This window comes from Halorubrum sp. B52 (genome assembly GCF_059752555.1).
The window spans coordinates 1-13122 of record NZ_MWTG01000013.1; the positions used below are offsets into that span (position 1 = coordinate 1).

At 59.3% G+C, this 13122-nt stretch carries 17 protein-coding genes; 9 read left to right on the forward strand and 8 right to left on the reverse strand.

The genetic code is table 11. The features are described from left to right. Positions 1-100: 100 nt before the first annotated feature. Positions 101-397 (reverse strand): hypothetical protein, encoded by a 297-nt coding sequence (locus B4V04_RS16715; protein WP_498167400.1) that lies wholly within the window; start codon positions 395-397, stop codon positions 101-103. Between the two features lie 327 nt (positions 398-724). Between B4V04_RS16715 and B4V04_RS16720 the strand changes: the two genes are divergently transcribed. Beyond that, positions 725-1462 carry a DUF4396 domain-containing protein gene (locus B4V04_RS16720; RefSeq protein WP_142980806.1) on the forward strand — a complete coding sequence of 246 codons (738 nt, stop codon included), beginning with the start codon at positions 725-727 and terminating at the stop codon, positions 1460-1462. Positions 1463-1589: 127 nt separating this feature from the next. After that, positions 1590-2561, forward strand: coding sequence for an ion channel (locus B4V04_RS16725; protein WP_498167397.1), 972 nt, complete (start codon positions 1590-1592; stop codon positions 2559-2561). 222 nt (positions 2562-2783) lie between these two features. Here B4V04_RS16725 and B4V04_RS16730 read toward each other — a convergent pair whose 3' ends face one another. From B4V04_RS16730 to B4V04_RS16740, 3 genes are all read right to left on the reverse strand, one after another. Further along, positions 2784-4208, reverse strand: a complete 1425-nt coding sequence (locus B4V04_RS16730; protein WP_498167395.1) for a multicopper oxidase family protein — start codon at positions 4206-4208, stop codon at positions 2784-2786. 127 nt (positions 4209-4335) lie between these two features. After that, the gene (locus B4V04_RS16735; RefSeq protein ID WP_498167392.1) at positions 4336-4929 is read right to left on the reverse strand and encodes a helix-turn-helix transcriptional regulator; all 594 of its coding nucleotides are present in this window, start codon (positions 4927-4929) and stop codon (positions 4336-4338) included. Positions 4930-5221: 292 nt separating this feature from the next. Next, complete coding sequence (locus tag B4V04_RS16740) at positions 5222-6619, reverse strand: permease (RefSeq protein WP_310926150.1); 1398 nt, start codon at positions 6617-6619, stop codon at positions 5222-5224. A 322-nt stretch (positions 6620-6941) separates the two neighbouring features. Between B4V04_RS16740 and B4V04_RS16745 the strand changes: the two genes are divergently transcribed. Genes B4V04_RS16745 through B4V04_RS16755 form a run of 3 tightly spaced genes read left to right on the forward strand, consistent with a single transcriptional unit; the run spans position 6942 to position 8715 of the window. Continuing rightward, positions 6942-7238: a hypothetical protein gene (locus B4V04_RS16745; protein WP_310926151.1), complete on the forward strand. Its 297-nt coding sequence runs from the start codon at positions 6942-6944 to the stop codon at positions 7236-7238. A gap of 19 nt (positions 7239-7257) precedes the next feature. Further along, positions 7258-7791 (forward strand): SRPBCC family protein, encoded by a 534-nt coding sequence (locus B4V04_RS16750; RefSeq protein WP_310926152.1) that lies wholly within the window; start codon positions 7258-7260, stop codon positions 7789-7791. Between the two features lie 24 nt (positions 7792-7815). Then, positions 7816-8715, forward strand: a complete 900-nt coding sequence (locus tag B4V04_RS16755; protein WP_115819529.1) for a universal stress protein — start codon at positions 7816-7818, stop codon at positions 8713-8715. Positions 8716-8727: 12 nt separating this feature from the next. On the opposite strand, the gene B4V04_RS16760 is transcribed toward B4V04_RS16755, so the two are convergent. The 3 genes from B4V04_RS16760 to B4V04_RS16770 are packed head-to-tail and all read right to left on the reverse strand — an operon-like array spanning position 8728 to position 9647. After that, positions 8728-9003 carry a DUF7521 family protein gene (locus B4V04_RS16760; protein WP_115819528.1) on the reverse strand — a complete coding sequence of 92 codons (276 nt, stop codon included), beginning with the start codon at positions 9001-9003 and terminating at the stop codon, positions 8728-8730. Between the two features lie 3 nt (positions 9004-9006). Next, positions 9007-9294 (reverse strand): DUF7521 family protein, encoded by a 288-nt coding sequence (locus B4V04_RS16765; protein ID WP_142980478.1) that lies wholly within the window; start codon positions 9292-9294, stop codon positions 9007-9009. Positions 9295-9296: 2 nt separating this feature from the next. Then, the gene (locus B4V04_RS16770; RefSeq protein WP_142980477.1) at positions 9297-9647 is read right to left on the reverse strand and encodes a winged helix-turn-helix domain-containing protein; all 351 of its coding nucleotides are present in this window, start codon (positions 9645-9647) and stop codon (positions 9297-9299) included. A 116-nt stretch (positions 9648-9763) separates the two neighbouring features. Here B4V04_RS16770 and B4V04_RS16775 point away from each other — a divergent pair, with 116 nt between their 5' ends. Both B4V04_RS16775 and B4V04_RS16780 read left to right on the forward strand, forming a co-directional pair. After that, positions 9764-10411, forward strand: a complete 648-nt coding sequence (locus tag B4V04_RS16775; protein ID WP_142980476.1) for a plastocyanin/azurin family copper-binding protein — start codon at positions 9764-9766, stop codon at positions 10409-10411. Between the two features lie 126 nt (positions 10412-10537). Next, positions 10538-10897, forward strand: a complete 360-nt coding sequence (locus B4V04_RS16780) for a hypothetical protein (protein ID WP_144927785.1) — start codon at positions 10538-10540, stop codon at positions 10895-10897. On the opposite strand, the gene B4V04_RS16785 is transcribed toward B4V04_RS16780, so the two are convergent. Beyond that, positions 10890-11384, reverse strand: a complete 495-nt coding sequence (locus tag B4V04_RS16785; RefSeq protein WP_498232830.1) for a hypothetical protein — start codon at positions 11382-11384, stop codon at positions 10890-10892. The genes B4V04_RS16780 and B4V04_RS16785 overlap by 8 nt on opposite strands. A 321-nt stretch (positions 11385-11705) precedes the next feature. On the opposite strand from B4V04_RS16785, the gene B4V04_RS16790 reads away from it, so the two are divergent. Together B4V04_RS16790 and B4V04_RS16795 are read left to right on the forward strand one after the other, a co-directional pair. Beyond that, complete coding sequence (locus B4V04_RS16790; RefSeq protein WP_498232831.1) at positions 11706-12302, forward strand: S16 family serine protease; 597 nt, start codon at positions 11706-11708, stop codon at positions 12300-12302. A 101-nt stretch (positions 12303-12403) separates the two neighbouring features. Beyond that, on the forward strand, positions 12404-13122 hold a 719-nt coding region (locus B4V04_RS16795; protein ID WP_498232832.1), incomplete at its 3' end, for an aconitase family protein.

The window sequence follows — 13122 nt, forward strand, 5'->3', positions numbered from 1 at the left end:
ACGAGCAGTGCCTCCGAGGTGAGTGGTGGGTTTCGTCATGATTGTGAATTGGTGGTGAGTTTCGGTATTCGGTCGAAGCGATCGAAACGGTCAGGGCCTATCAGCAGTGGCCCTGTCCGTACATCCCGCCGTTGTAGTCGTCGTTAGCCATGTCCTGGGCCATCTCGTCGACGGTCACACCCATGTGCGATTCCATCCACTCGACGCTACCAGGGCCCATGTGCTCGGTCATCTGCGCCTCCATCCAGGCCGCCCAGTCATCAGCGGTAGCGTTGTCAGTGGGCGCGTCGTCAGCAGCCGTGTCGGTGCCGTGTGCGCTGACCACGGGGGCGGCGAACGCGAGTCCAACGATCGCGAGCGCCACGAGCAGCCAGCGGCCGAGTGTGAAGTTGGTCATTGTCTTTCTCCTCGGTTACTCGTAGAACTGCTCGGGAGTTATCGACGTGGGTGTAAATCCACTCAGGAGAACGTTCGAGAACGTGTATAGAGCGTTCTAATCGTTTCCTGAGAATAGAATCGTTCATCTCCACCGAATTCGTCCGAGGAGTGGGTTAGCACGCCCGGAACTGCTGCAACCGATGAGAGCCGAGATCGGTGATCCAACCCACTTTGGAATGTTAACCACAACTGCAGAAAGTTTCCCTCCCCAACTAGGTCGTGTAGCGACCGTCGAGCAGCAGACGATACCGCATAGCCTCGAATTAGTTCAGCTATTCCGTAGACTATGCCACTCCAAGGACTTCTCACACAGATCGAACACGCGCTCGCACCGGTTCGCCACATCATGAAACCGATTCTGTCGGACCCGCTCGTGATGGGTGTCTGGGCGCTGTTCGTCCTCGCGTCCGTCGTCACCCTCTGGTGGGACATCCGCGAGCGGAATCAGGCGCTGCCATCGCTGATGAAAGGCGTCTGGACGCTGGTCGTCCTCTACTCCGGGCCGTTCGGCCTGGCCATCTACTGGTACTCTGGCCGCAGCCAGATCAGCAACGACTCGCTGTGGCGGCGTGGCTTCCGCTCGACCGCTCACTGCTATTCGGGCTGTGGGGCCGGTGAAGTTCTCGGGTTCGCGCTCCTCGCAGGCCTGCTCGCACTCCAGAGTACGGTCCTCGTCGCTGCAGGAACGTTCGCGCTCGCGTACCTGTTCGGCTACGCCCTGACAGTCGGCCCGCTGATGCAGGAGGGCGTCGGTTTCGGCGAGGCCATGCTCGACGCCCTCTATAGCGAGACGCCAAGCATCACCATCATGGAGATCGCTGCTATCGGAACGGATCTGCTGATCGCCAGTCAGGCCCACATCTCCGATCTGCTGTTCTGGGGTGCACTCGCGTTCTCGCTATCTGTTGGGTTCGTTTTCGCGTTCCCGGTCAACGCCGTTTTGGTCCACTTCGGCGTCAAGGAAGGCATGAAGAATCCAGCCGAAATGAGACAGAGCGGCGGACAGGCACAGGCCGCCGACTAGCCTATCGTACAATAATGATTCAGCCGTCACCACCATCGATGATGAACTCGCTGTCTGTCGCTGCTCAGTTTGAATCGACTTCGGAGAGAACGACAGACCAGTGAACTATCTATACTTTGGCTTGGGCGTGAGTCTGCTCATCGTGGCCGCGATCGATCTCCTATGGACGACCCTTTGGGTTGAGGGCGGTGCGGGACCCCTTACTGCACGCCTGATGCGGAGGACGTGGAAGCTGCTACGACGCTTTGGGACCTACAGCCCCCGCATTCGGACGCTCGCCGGCCCGGTGATTCTCGCCCTCGGGCTTGGGATGTGGATCGCCCTACTCTGGGGCGGGTGGATGTTCGTCTTCGCCAGTGCCGAGAACGCTCTGAGAGACACCATCGACGCAGGCCCCATCTCCTGGGTCGAACGATTCTACTTCGTGGGATATTCGATGTTCACGATGGGGAACGGTGATTTCGCGCCCCGAGATGGCCTCTGGCAGATCCTGACTGCACTGATGACCGCCAGCGGGATGTTGCTGGTGACGCTGAGCATCACCTACGTCCTCTCCGTCCTCGACGCAGTTACGCAGAAACGCACGTTCGCGCGGAACGTAAGCGGGCTCGGACTGGACGGCGAATCGATCGTCACTACTACCTGGAACGGTGATGAGTTCGACGACGTCGCGCTCCCTCTCAACAGTATCACCACGGCGCTGAACGAACTAACGTCTAACCACAAAGCCTACCCAATCCTACACTACTTCTACACCGACGACCGCGAGGCCGCCGCCGTGTTGAGCGTCGCCAGTCTCGACGACGCTTTGACCCTCTGGCAGCGAGCGACGCCCGAGGCGAAGAGGCCCAGTGACTCGGTTCTCGAAAACGCACGGTCGAGTGTTCAGAGCTACCTCGACACGGTCAGTGTGTTCGCGACACAGTCCGACGAGCATCCACCGCTGCCCGACCTCGCCGTTCTACGCAAGGCGGGTGTCCCGACGGTGTCCGATGAGGAGTTCGATGACGTACTCGAAGAGCTGAAAGAGCGACGCCGAACCATGCATGGATTGATTCAGGCGGACGCACGCCAGTGGCCGGGAACCCGGGAGGAGTAGTACCGAGGGTTGAACACCCCACTCTCAGTCATAGTTGACACACCGATCTTCATTTCGTCGCTACACCAAGAGCATACGACGAGGTTCAATTCTAGTGGCAGCTGTTTGAGTATGAGTCCTGTGTCAAATGCAGACGTCTTCTAGTTCCCGTAATAGGCGATGAACATGAATTCGAGTACGCGAGCAAAGAGGCGTTTGTTCGACTCGAAACTCGCTACTGAGCTACTCGACGTATCTCACGACACGCGCCATGCCCGCATCGAGATGGTACAAATTGTGACAGTGGAACAACCAGCGACCGGGATTGTCCGCGTGGAAGTCCAGTGTCACCTGCCCCCGATGGCCGGGGACGATGACGGTGTCTTTGACTGCGTTGCCGACCTGGAAGAAGTGTCCGTGAAGGTGCATCGGGTGAACGACCGGGCTCTGATTGGTCATTCGAATCCGGACGTGTTCTTCGGGTCGAATCTGGAGTGGATCGGCATCCGGATAGACCTGCCCGTCAATCGTCCACGTGTAGGACTGGCCCCTACCACGGGAGAGCGTCAGATCGAACGTTCGATCCGGATCTCCACTCACCCCCTCGAGCGAGGAGATCGCCCGCAAGTCTCCGTACTGCAGTTGGTTACTGGCCGACGACGGACGCTGTGGGCTCCCCCCGCCCGCTGACTCGTACTCGACGACGGCTGTAGCTGGTGGTTCGTTTCCATCGAGCGCATCCGCTTGAACGACCCACGTGCCCGGATTTGTAGCCTCAACCACGGCATCGTAGCGCTCACCGGCACCGAAGACGAACGAGTCCACGTCGACGGGTTCGACTGGTCGACCATCGGCGTGGGTCACTGTCATCTCGTGGCCGGCAATCCGGACACCGAAGACCGTCGCGCTGGCAGCGTTCACGAACCGGAAGCGAATCCGCTCACCCTCCGTTACGTCGAACGTCTGTGGATTCTCAGGGAGTCGACCGTTGATCAGGAGCCCTTCGTATGGCGGCCGAACGTCCCCCATCATTCCGCCTCCCCCACCCATTCCACCACCGCCGCCCATCCCCCCGTCCGAAGGAAGTTCCGGCTCTCCAGGGAGGTAATCGTCGACGATCACGACGTACTCGCGGTCGTACTCGACGTGTGGGTTACGCTCTTCGACGATCAGTGGCCCCAGCAATCCCCGGTCGAGTTGGAGTCCGACGTGGCTGTGGTAAAAATACGTCCCGGCGGGTTCGGCACGGAACGTGTACGTGAACGTATCGCTGGAAGCGATCGGGTCTTGAGTTACGTCCGGCACCCCATCGACCGGATTCGGGACGGGAATCCCGTGCCAGTGAATTGTTGTCTCATCTTGAAGGTCGTTGGTCAGTTCGACGCTAAGCACATCTCCTTCCTGAACGCGTAGCTCTGGTCCCGGGAATTCGCCCTCGTACATCCAGTTAGTCGTCGACGTACCGGGTGCTGGTCGAATGGTCCCGGACGCCGCGGTGAGGTTGACGGATGTATCTGGTTCGGCCGTGACTGTCGAGCGCGGTGTCACCTCACGACCCTCACCATCGTCGGTGCCCGGTAGCTGACCGGCACACCCCGCGAGCGAGCCGAGGGTGGTCGCCCCCGTCAGCTGGAGGAGTTTGCGACGGGAGAAGCCTGTGGACCGCATATCCGTTGTATTGGATGCTTGGGGGTATAGGCCTCGCGGTGACGGTGAGATCACCCTGCCGTACTGGTTCCGAATCCAGAACTCATACCTACGTTTTGGACGGGGATTGACTCGTAGGAATGGTCCGCTAGTTCGCCTGTTTCTGTTGTAAGTCGTCGCTCGGGTAAATCCGATACGTTCGCCCTTGGCGCTCGCGGTACAGGAGGCCGCGCTTCTCGAGAGCGCTCACCGTCTGACTGACCTTGCTCTTCGAGAAGTCCGAGCGATCCCTGAGTTCGATCTGTGTGATACCGGGTGAGGAGAGGACCGGTTCAAGAATCCGGCGTTCGTCTTCCGGTAAGAGATCCAATATACGAGCCTGCGGCTGAGACTCTGGATTGATGGCTTCCTCTGATTGGGTAGATCTCTCCGATGAATCAGCGCTCTCTGGATCTGTTGGATTCGTTATTTGTGCGCGTTCGCTTGCATCTGTGTTGGTGAGCTCGTCCCGAACAATGAGATACCCTCCACCGACGACAGTCGAGACGAGAAGGGTTCCAAGGACGTACCAGAGCGGATTTGTGCCGTGAACCCCTCCCATCGACGCACCCATATCCATCATCGACCCCATCTCTCCGAATGCCTGCTGTTGCTGATACGCATCCCAGCTGAGCGCACCGCCGACGATAACGACGGCAGCGACGAGGAGGCCAACCACTGCATCGGCTCGCCGCCGATTCATACCTCACTCCTCAGTTTGGCGTGTCGCGTAGTCATACGTTCTCGTTAGCGAACCAGCGCTGTACCAGTTTTGATTCCCCGATGCAAGACCTTTGTGAAGACTGAAATCCGGATCGGGACACGGGCGTTACCATTACCCCGCCTGAGTCGGCCTGTACGGGGACACAATGATCGTCGTGACACCACCCAGAAGGAAATTGAGCGCTGCGCGCTCGGCACCACCCTCAACGAGGTACTCGCATTCGCCGCTCCCTAATCGATTGAACAGGGTCGTCCCACTCCCCAATATGTTTTTAGTGATCGTCATGGGATTCACCTTCTTCAGAGACCTGCGGATGTTGATGTGCGAACTCGGAGGGGTGCTTCTCGAACGTTCGCTTGCACTGATTCGAGCAGAAGTAGTACGTCTCGTTCTCGTGGGTGAGACTCGGCCCGCTGTCGTCGGTCCGCATCCCACAAACGGGGTCGCGATACTGACCAGGTGCACCTAATCCCCGGCGATAGACGTAGAGGAGGGCCCCCGAGAGGACGAACGCGATGATGTTGAGGTAGAAGGTGTAGTTCAACTCGAAGTAGGTCTGTTCCGATGCTGTCTCGCCACCGGCCAAGTCGGGGACGATGCCAAACGCGTCGAATAGTAGTTCCATGAGGAAACCGGTGAACGCCATCGTCACGAAGAAGACGCCGAGGATGTACAGCATGATCTTCCAGCCGTAGTACTTCCGGTAGACGTTCAGAACGGGAATCGTGATGAGGTCGGCGTAGACGAACGCGATGATCCCGGCGAAGCTGACACCACCGCCCCACAGCGCGACCGCGAAGGGGACGTTGCCCATACTGCCGACGAAACTGAGAACGGCGATGGTGACACCCATAATCGCGTTTTCGGCGGTCACAAGCAGGCCGTCGCCCTGGATGAACAGGGTGTTCCAGACCCACTGGGGAACGAAAACGATGACGAATCCGGATATAAGAAACCCTGCGACGATATCCTTCCAGATCATCGACCACTCCTTGCGGTACTGATTTCCAACCTTGTACCACCCACCCCACGAGAGGAGTTCGTCGCGCCACCCGCCGCTACTTGCGGCTTCCTGTTGGTAGGTCTCCAGACAACCCTCCGAGCAGAACTTCAGCGTCTCGCCACCATCGGTCACCAGCGAGTACTCGTCTTTGCCTTCCATCCCGCAGGTCGGATCCTCGGTGATTCCCTGCTCGTTGTCGCTGTGATTCAGTTCCTGCCGGACTTGCTCGAACAGATTCTCGGGGAGCGTGAGGTGGACGATGACAGCCATCACGGCGATGAGGATGATCCCGCCGAGCAGTTCCGCGAGAAGGAACTCCCAGCCTAGCAGAATCAGGATCATCAATCCGAGTTCGACGATGAGGTTCGTCGACGCAAACATGAACGCGAGGAAGTTCACCGCATGTGCTCCCTTCTTGAACAGTCCCTTCCCGATGGCGACCGCGCCGAAGCTACAGCCACTACTCGCGGCGCCGAACACCGTCGCCTTTGTGAGACCGTTCAGGTCCCCCTCTCCGAGGACGTTGGCCATTCGCTCTTTCGAGACGTAGACCTGGACGAGACTCGTGATGACGAGCCCCATGATGATCGCCCACGCAGCGGTCCAGAGGAAGCCAACTCCTATTCGTAAGGACTCGAGAATCCCGTCGACGAGAACGGCTTGCATATCTACACTATCACAGGCATCTGTTTTGTTATTTGTTCTTAAGAAACCGGGGCTGTAGGCGGAGTAAATCTTGCATTCAAAGGTAATTCTTGCTAGCAGCTGTGGTCGACCGTTCGAGGACTGTGTTCGCGCTCATGAGTTTTTGCACGTCACTGGTTCCAGTCGGTGGTTGCTCCTTGGTCTCCCGACGGCTCAGTCACACAGATCGGGGTGTTGTACAGCTGGTTCCCTCCACGAGATTCTTGCTCTATGTTAACAAGAGAAATCTCTCTTTCGAATTGTAACAGGAACCCGAATGAAGGAGTAGAGCGTATCTCTAGTCATGAGCACTACTACCACAAACCAAGATACGTACGAAATGGACTCCACCGACAGTACGTTACACCTTGACACACTTGCACTCGCCGGAGCTGCAGCTGTACTCTCCGCCGTCGTGATGCTCCTGCTCGGTGTGTTCGGAGCAATCGGCGTCTACGAAGGTGCGGTCGAGATGATGCAACAGTGGCACCTGTTCTTCGAACCGACCGTCGTCGGAACCGTGGCGGGCATGGTCGAAGCCGCGGTGATCGGCTTCATCCTCGTGTACGCCTTCGCGTGGCTGTACAACGCCTTCGCATAATAAATCGAGGAGTCAATCCATGTACGTCACCGACAACGCCGAAATCGTCATCGACGCATCGCCCGAGGAGATCTGGGACTACGTAACTGACCCCGTCCACTGGACGGCATCGAACCCCGAGGAACACTACGGACTCGAATACGACACACCCGATAATCGCCCACAAGAGGGGGCGACATTCCACCAGGCGGAAGAAGTCGCTGGGATGTACGCCGATCTGCACGGCCGATTTCAGTACATCGATCATCCACACGTGGCGGTCTGGACTGGGACAGCGTACTATCCACTCCTTCGTGGACTTGTCACCGTTCGAATCCCCGAAGGTGGTACGATTCGGCTCGAAGAGACTGAGGATGGAACCCGGATGTCACACGCCGTCTGGATGGACTTCCCGAATAACCGCCGGGGCCGGTTGCTAAAGCGGCTCTTTACCACCGTTCTTGACGGGAAGGCCAAGCTCTACGACCACACCAACAAGGAGCTCGTCTTCTTCAAGGAACGCATCGAGTCGACAGCCCATAAGCCCCCAAAACCGACGGACGAGAGTCCGTAGCAACATCAACGCACTCATCCAACCATGTATACCGACATCCTCATCCCGACTGATGGCAGCGATAACGTCGAGCCCGCAATCCAATACGGACTTGAGCTCGCTCGCCGATACGACGCAACTGTCCACGCGCTCCACGTCGTCGACAGTTCGCCCATCGAGCGAAAGCTGGAACTGACTGCGCTGGAAACCGACCTGGAGACACTCCCAGACACGTGGTATGAGGCTGGCGATGCCGCCACCAAGCAGATCGAAACTCGAGCTGCAGAACATGGTCTCGACGCAGTAACTGAGGTTCGCCGTGGCATTCCAGCGCGTGAAATTCGTTCCTACATCACCGATACCGGGATCGACCTCGTCTGTATGGGAACCCGAGGACACACCGGTCTCGACCGAGTCCTGCTCGGCAGTGTAACGACCCGACTCGTCCGTACTGTCGATATCCCCGTGCTCAGTGTCAAAGCAAAACAGGCGCTATCAGAACCCGGAATGCGGGGAGGCTTTGAGACTATCCTCGTCCCGACTGACGGGAGTAAGCCCGCACGAGAGGCAGTCACGCACGCTCTTGATTTGGCTCGGACGTACGATGCGACACTTCATGCCCTCTACGTTGTGGATAGAGGTGCCTACGCGTCTCGTCCGGGATGGACGTGGGACGAACTGCAGCAAGTACTGGAGCAAAACGGAGAGACTGTCCTCGAAGATGTCCAGTCCCGGGCAACTGCCGACGGTGTTTCAGTCGCTGCTGAGATCACCCACGGTGTTCCTCATCAGGCAATCGGAGATTACTGCGATCAACACGGAATCGACCTCGTCGTGATGGGAACACACGGACGGTCCAGCCTTTCACGACGGATCATCGGAAGTGTGACCGAACGGGTTCTTCGGAACTCGGACGAGCCAGTATTGACCATTCGAGGAGTATAGCCGTGGCTCGAGCTACCGGCGAAGCGAGATGAGAAGAACCACGAATCCGAGACCGATGGCGACCGATTCGATGATGTGGACAAGGGCGAGATCAAGCCCCCCGAACTCGAACAGTACTCCTTCGATGAACACACCGAGGGTAATAATTCCAAAGCCAACTGCAGCGTTTCTCATATAGTACGTCCCTGTTCGTCGATAAGCCTCGAAACTGTAGTACGTGATCAGAATACCGAGGGCAAGGACAGCCAGGCGGACGGCCACGAGAACGGCTGTTGTCGTATCCACCATTAGTCAGTTCTCCAGTTTCTGCGGGTCACGTCCGTATAGAGCGTAGAGGATCGTGAGCATACCAATCGCGACGATGGTTGTTGCCACCGTTCCCGCATTATGTAAGGTCAGGCCAACCACGTCGAACAAGATTCCTTCGACGATTGCGCCGAAGCTGATAATGGCGAACCCGACCGCGAGGTACAGCATCGATTGACTGTTGCTACGTCGGTACCCTCGATAGGCCTGATAGGCGATCACGAATCCCAGAACCATTGTGACGAGCTTTGCGACGATGAGTCCGGGGTGCATGGTTATTCGTTCCTCATTGTGTTCCACAACCGAGCAAATCTGTCGGGCGCGTCTTCTCGAAGTTCGATACGGATGTCGAATCCTGATTCGAGGAGCTGGACCTCGACGCGGTCGAGTTGGGCTTCGTATTCGCTGTAATGATGACCGTCGGGATCAACGTGCGTTCGCTCGATAAGCAGATCGTACTCCAGTAACGTGTTGACCCGTCTGGAAACTGTCGAGACTGACATGTCACACTCTTCGCTGAGTTCCTTGGCGGACAGCTGTTTTGGGCGAGTCGCCTCGAGGATGGCGCGTGCATAGTCGTCGTCAAGGATTTCGAGAATCCCCGAGATGTCTCGCTCCTCACTCACAATCCGTGTTGTTGTGGGTGGGTATATAAAGGAACGCCGATTTGCTGACCCAGCAAATCTGCTTTCCGGACTATATGCCCAGACCGTGTAGGTTCACCTGTAAGGTGACCGATGCCATGACCGATTCACTCACGCGTCGACGGATGCTCCAGCTGACTGGCGGTGCGGCAGTCGTTGGGCTTGCCGGGTGCACTGGAACGCAGAACAACGATGGCGGAGCGGCAAACGGCACGCCGACTGAGACTGGCCACGACGACGGCGGCACGGAGTCCGGTCACAGCGACGACGAGGATGACCACGACGAAGCAGTCGGGGCACCGTCCGATACGGCCGAGGTGCGGATGATTACCGAGGACGGTGGCTACCACTTCGAGCCCCACGTCGTGCGGGTGAACGTCGGGGGAACGGTCACCTGGAACAACGAGAGTGGGAGTCACTCGACGACCGCCTACCACCCCGACAACGACCAGCCCCAGCTCGTCCCCGACGGCGCAGCGGCCTGGGACAGCGGCATCGTCTCCGAGCAGGGTGCGACGTTCGAACACACCTTCGAGACCGAGGGTGTCTACCACTACTACTGTACGCCCCACGAGAGCCTCGGGATGATCGGTAGCGTCATCGTCGGTGAGCCGGACCCCCACGAGCAGGTCGCACTCGAAGAGCCGCCGGCCGACAAGCCCGAGCGCGTCCGCGAGAAGCTCGAAGAACTCAATGGGATGATTCGGACGGCACTCGGCGACGACCACGAAGAGGACAGCCAGTAGACCCACATAGCTTTCCCACCGTAGCAAGCACTTCTCATCAGGACGGAGGAGCGTCGACGGATGGGTATTTCAACACAGCACCAAGATCGACCACTCGCGCTCTGGGCACTCATCGCGACGATTGGTGTGCTCGGCGTGTCGGGACTCGCCGGCGGCGGCCAGTTCATCCTCGCTCCCTCGGGGCGTCTTATTGGAATCTCGCCGACGCTTCTGGCTGGTTCCCCGTTCGATAGCTATCTGGTTCCCGGGGTCATCCTCTTCAGTATCCTCGGTGTGTTCCCGCTGGTCGTCGTGTACGGCCTCTTCCGTCGAAAACGATGGGCGTGGCCGGCGGCCATCGCCGTCGGCGTCGCGCTCGTCGTCTGGGTCCTCGTCGAAGGGGCCGTCATCGGATTCGGGAAACGGTTGCAGTATCCCCACCTAATCCAGGGTGTGGTGATTGTCGGTCTTTCAGTTCTTCCCTCTGTTCGAGCGGCTCTCAGATGAGAAGATTGTACCCGACGTGGGCGAGCGAAAGTGCGAGATACCCGAGCACGAGTGCCGCCAGGGTTCGCCGAGAGAGTGATGGGAACCCGATGTCGTCGGAGCCGTGAATCCGCTCGCCGAGTGCGTACGCGAACCGCCCGGCGAGTAACGCGAACGGCAGGTGGACGAACACCAGCGGGAGCACGAGCGAGTCGAACCGGACTGTCGCCTCCAGCCGCGACAGGTACTCGAGTTTGAGCACGAGTTCGAGGAGCGCAACGGTCAGCCCGGAGGCCACGGTCGCGAGCAACCCCTCGGTCTTCGAGAGGAGCGTCCCCCGACGGTAACTCCAGCCGTAGAAGACGAGTATCAATGGGACGAACCGGACGAATGCCTCCTCGACGAGTCCGACCAGAAGTGTCCAGGTCGCGAGGGTCGTCACTCCGAGCAAGAGAAGTTCGAACTGGTAGGCGATCCACACGCCGACCCCGGTCACGACGCTGCTCACGCCCACGAGCCCGACCAACGACCGATACCGGAGCGTCATGAGTGGTGATGAGACTGTGTCTATCCGTCGGTGCGCGACCGAAATAGGCGTACCCGTTCGAAACGCGTACACGAAGAGCCTTTATTACTGCACCCCTGTTACATGGTACCACGGGAACCCAGCGTAGCCACGCACCATACTGCTATGCCCACCGATGACTCCGCGTCCGTCTCTCGCCCGTCCGATACGGAAAGAGACGTTGTAGGACGGGTGGAGGAGACGATTCTGTCACGGCGGGGGTTCCTCGCAGGACTCGGCCTGGGGAGCGTCGGCGGCGCTGGGGTGGTTCTCGGTCTAACGCGAGCGGGGGAGGGTTTTCAGTCGCTGGCGACGCTTGCGGGTGGGGCCACGCTTCCCGCCCCAACGCGCTACTACCTTCCAGCGGTCGACAGCTTCGGTGACGGTCTCATCGTCCCGTTCGAGTTCGAGTTCACCGACGGGGACGGTGAACTGTTCGTCAACCTGAACGGAATCGAAGTCCGTCACGACCTCCAGCTCGCGCTCCGAGAAGCGAGGGAGACGGCCACACGTCTTACCGGGGAGTCGCTCACCAACACGGCGACGCACGTCACGTTCGAGCCCCCCGCCTCTGGTGTACTCGCACTCCGCGGGAAGAGCTGGGAGGCCGGTCTCACCGTCGCACTCGTCGCCAGCTTCCGTCAGGAGTCACTCTCACAGGAGACGCTCATCACGGGGATCGTCGACGACGAGGGCACGTTGCTCCCCGTCGGCGGGATCGAGACGAAAGCCCGCGCGGCGCGAGCAGTCGGCGCACGGGAGCTGATCGTCCCGGCGGGCGAACCGACGGACGTGGCTGTTCAAGGGTTCCGAATCGTCGAATCTCCCTCGATTACAGATGCACTCGACCGGATTCTGTGACCGGAGTGCCCCACGGCCGACGAAATCCATGGGAGCGATGATCCAGTCGTCAGATCGCCCACGGGAAACGATTCAAGAGCCGGGGCGCCGTAGCTCAGGGTATGGCCGAAACCGATCCTTTCGACGCGATACGCGAGTTCGAGTTCGACGGAGATGCCTATCGGATGGCGGACCTCACCGCCCTCGAAGAGGCGGGACTCTGTGAACTGGACCGTCTCCCGGTCAGCATCCGTGTCCTCCTCGAATCCGTCCTCCGGAACGTCGACGGCGACACGATCTCCGCCGAGGACGTTCGAAACGTCGCGTCGTGGCAACCTGACGTGCCGGACGTCGAACTCCCGTTCACTCCCTCACGAGTCGTTCTTCAGGACCTCACCGGTGTCCCTGCCGTCGTCGACCTCGCTGCGCTCCGATCAGCGGTTGACCGGAAAGGCAAGGAGCCCGCGATCGTCGAGCCAGAGATTCCAATTGACCTCGTGATCGACCACAGCGTCCAGGTCGACTATTTCGGCTCCGAGGATGCCTACGAGAAGAACGTCGAGCTGGAGTACGAGCGCAACGGCGAACGCTATCGCGCCCTCAAGTGGGCTCAGCAGGCCTTCGACGACTTCCGCGTCGTCCCGCCGGGCACCGGTATCGTTCACCAGGTGAACCTCGAATACCTCGGGCAGGTCGTTCACGCCCGCGAGCGGAACGGTGAGAACTGGCTGCTTCCGGACACGCTCGTCGGCACGGACAGCCACACGCCGATGATCGGCGGCATCGGCGTCGTCGGCTGGGGCGTCGGTGGCATCGAGGCCGAAGCCGCGATGCTCGGCCA

What these genes read in the sequence shown, in the direction of transcription:
- B4V04_RS16765 (WP_142980478.1), bottom strand. Translation starts at nt 9,294, where the DNA reads ATGCACCCCGGACTCATCGTCGCAAAGCTCGTCACAATGGTTCTGGGA.
- B4V04_RS16730 (WP_498167395.1), bottom strand. Translation starts at nt 4,208, where the DNA reads ATGCGGTCCACAGGCTTCTCCCGTCGCAAACTCCTCCAGCTGACGGGG.
- B4V04_RS16740 (WP_310926150.1), bottom strand. Translation starts at nt 6,619, where the DNA reads ATGCAAGCCGTTCTCGTCGACGGGATTCTCGAGTCCTTACGAATAGGA.
- B4V04_RS16760 (WP_115819528.1), bottom strand. Translation starts at nt 9,003, where the DNA reads ATGGTGGATACGACAACAGCCGTTCTCGTGGCCGTCCGCCTGGCTGTC.
- B4V04_RS16750 (WP_310926152.1), top strand. Translation starts at nt 7,258, where the DNA reads ATGTACGTCACCGACAACGCCGAAATCGTCATCGACGCATCGCCCGAG.
- B4V04_RS16745 (WP_310926151.1), top strand. Translation starts at nt 6,942, where the DNA reads ATGAGCACTACTACCACAAACCAAGATACGTACGAAATGGACTCCACC.
- B4V04_RS16720 (WP_142980806.1), top strand. Translation starts at nt 725, where the DNA reads ATGCCACTCCAAGGACTTCTCACACAGATCGAACACGCGCTCGCACCG.
- B4V04_RS16735 (WP_498167392.1), bottom strand. Translation starts at nt 4,929, where the DNA reads ATGAATCGGCGGCGAGCCGATGCAGTGGTTGGCCTCCTCGTCGCTGCC.
- B4V04_RS16755 (WP_115819529.1), top strand. Translation starts at nt 7,816, where the DNA reads ATGTATACCGACATCCTCATCCCGACTGATGGCAGCGATAACGTCGAG.
- B4V04_RS16715 (WP_498167400.1), bottom strand. Translation starts at nt 397, where the DNA reads ATGACCAACTTCACACTCGGCCGCTGGCTGCTCGTGGCGCTCGCGATC.
- B4V04_RS16775 (WP_142980476.1), top strand. Translation starts at nt 9,764, where the DNA reads ATGACCGATTCACTCACGCGTCGACGGATGCTCCAGCTGACTGGCGGT.